The organism is Chitinimonas sp., from assembly GCF_041904975.1.
Lineage (GTDB): Bacteria > Pseudomonadota > Gammaproteobacteria > Burkholderiales > Chitinimonadaceae > Chitinimonas.
The window spans coordinates 1-2,168 of the sequence record NZ_JAYRLZ010000431.1 but is presented as its reverse complement, the minus strand read 5'-3'; the positions used below and the strand labels follow the sequence as shown (position 1 = coordinate 2,168).

General features: G+C 62.7%; 2 protein-coding genes. Both read left to right on the top strand.

Going from position 1 to position 2,168, the window contains the following annotated elements; translation table 11 throughout:
* On the top strand, positions 1-811 hold an 811-nt coding region (locus tag ACE3OH_RS21810; protein ID WP_374358269.1), incomplete at its 5' end, for a bifunctional N-acetylglucosamine-1-phosphate uridyltransferase/glucosamine-1-phosphate acetyltransferase.
* Positions 812-814: 3 nt separating this feature from the next.
* Entirely contained in the window at positions 815-2,107 is a 1,293-nt protein-coding gene (locus tag ACE3OH_RS21805) for a tol-pal system YbgF family protein (RefSeq protein ID WP_374358266.1), read from the top strand.
* Positions 2,108-2,168: the final 61 nt, after the last annotated feature.

Here is a 2,168-nt window from a genome sequence, read left to right as displayed (position 1 = left end):
CGCCACTGCCAGTGGCGAGTACTACCTGACCGATATCATCGCCATGGCGGGTGCCGATGGCGTGCCGGTGCTGGGCGAGTTGACCGATGACGCGGTAGAGACCGCCGGCGTCAACGATAAACTGCAGCTGGCGGCGCTGGAGCGCGCCTACCAGCGCCGCCAGGCGCAGCGGCTGATGGCCGCCGGTGTCACCCTGTTCGACCCGGAACGCTTTGATCTGCGTGGCAGCCTCAGCCACGGCCAGGATGTCGAGATCGATGTGAATGTAATCCTGGAAGGCCGCATCGAGCTAGGCCATGGCGTCAAGATCGGCCCGAATGTTTATCTGAAAAATGTGACGCTCGGCGACGGCGTTGTGGTCAAGGCCAATACGGTGATCGAAGACAGCGTGGTCGGCAGCCACTCCGACCTCGGCCCGTTTGCGCGCGTACGGCCGGATTCGGTGCTGGGCGAGCGCGTGCATATCGGCAATTTTGTCGAACTCAAGAAGGCGCGGCTTGGCAATGGCAGCAAGGCCGGTCACCTCGCCTATCTTGGCGACGCCGTCATTGGCGAGCGGGTGAATATCTCGGCCGGCGTGATTACCTGCAATTACGATGGTGCCAACAAGTTTGTCACCACCATTGGCGACGATGCCTTTATCGGTAGTGACAGCCAGCTGGTAGCGCCGATCACCATTGCCGACCGCGCCTATATTGCCGCCGGCTCCACCATTACCCTCGATGCGCCGGCCGATGCCCTGACCATCTGCCGCGCTCGCGGCCAGAAATCGATTGCCGGCTGGAAAAAACCGGTCAAGCAGAAAGTCTGATTCATGGCGATTGCCCATAAGCAGCCCGGCATTACGCCGTACTGGGAATGCTTTCCCTCGTTTTTTCTCTACCCGTTCAATATCGACCCCTTGCTCACCTGCTTGGGCGTCGCGCTGCTATCGGCGCTCGGTGAATGGCTGTTCATGCCGCTGAGCCTGATCGCCCGTTTTGCCGCCTGGGCCGTGTGTGCGCGCTTTGCCTTTCGCGTGCTGGAAAAGACCGCCATCGGTTATCTGGAAGACAGCCCGGCCGGCATCGAAGCCGGGCATGGCGGCAAGTATCTGGCTTACAAGCAGATTGCCGTGATCTTCGTCGCTACTTTTACCGTATTTATGGTGGCCACCGTGGCCGGACCGGTGGCAGCCAGCGCCTGGGGCATCGTGCTGGCCCTGCTATGGCCGGCCAGCACCATGATCCTGGCGGTGAGCGACAGCATGATGGAAGCACTCAACCCGGAACGCCTGTGGCGGCTGGTCAGCGGTATGGGTCTGCCTTATCTGGGACTGAGTGGCTTGCTCCTGCTGCTGGTGGGCGGCAATGCCATGGTGGCCGGCTATGTATTCCCGCATCTGCCCGAGCTGGTGCAGGTGCCGCTTGCCGGCTTTGTCGCCGCCTACTTCGCCGCCGTGATGGCGCGTTTGATGGGTTACACCCTGTACCAATACCACGAAGAGGCCGGCACCGATGTGGCGCGCCACTTTGGCGAACAAGGCCAGGGCGGCGTACCGCTCGACGCCAAGGCGCTGGCCCTGCGCGAAGTGAGCGAGCTGATCCGCGAGGGCCAGCAGGCGGAGGCACTGCAGCGCCTGCGCGAGCTGTGGCGCGACTATCGCTTCGATATCGACGTGAACGAGCGCCTGCACAAGATGCTGGTAGCCGAAGCCGATGCCGGCAAGGAGCTGCTGGAGCATGGCAACCGCTATATCGCTTTCCTGCTGGCGGAAAACCGCATGTTGCAGGCGGCACGCATGGTCGAATCGCTACAGCGACGCATTCCCGACTACCAGCCGGAACGATCGGCGTCGGTGTTGCCACTGGCCAAGGCGATGCTGGAAGCGCGCCTGGTCGATGGCGCGCTGCGCCTGATCAAGGGCTTCGACAAGCGCTATGTCGGCCATGCCGATATCCCGGAAATCTACCTGCTCGGTGCACGCATCCTGTGCGAATACCGCAACGACGACGCCGGCGCCGCCCGCATCCTTACCCATCTGCTGGCCCGCTACCCGAACCACCCGGTGCGCGAGGCGGCAGAAAGCATGATGAATACCGTGCAGCGCTTGATGGCGCAGCGCTGAACTCGGCCGTTAAATTGCTGTAGCCGATTGCCAGCCTCGCAGAAGCGGGGCGAGCCCCCCC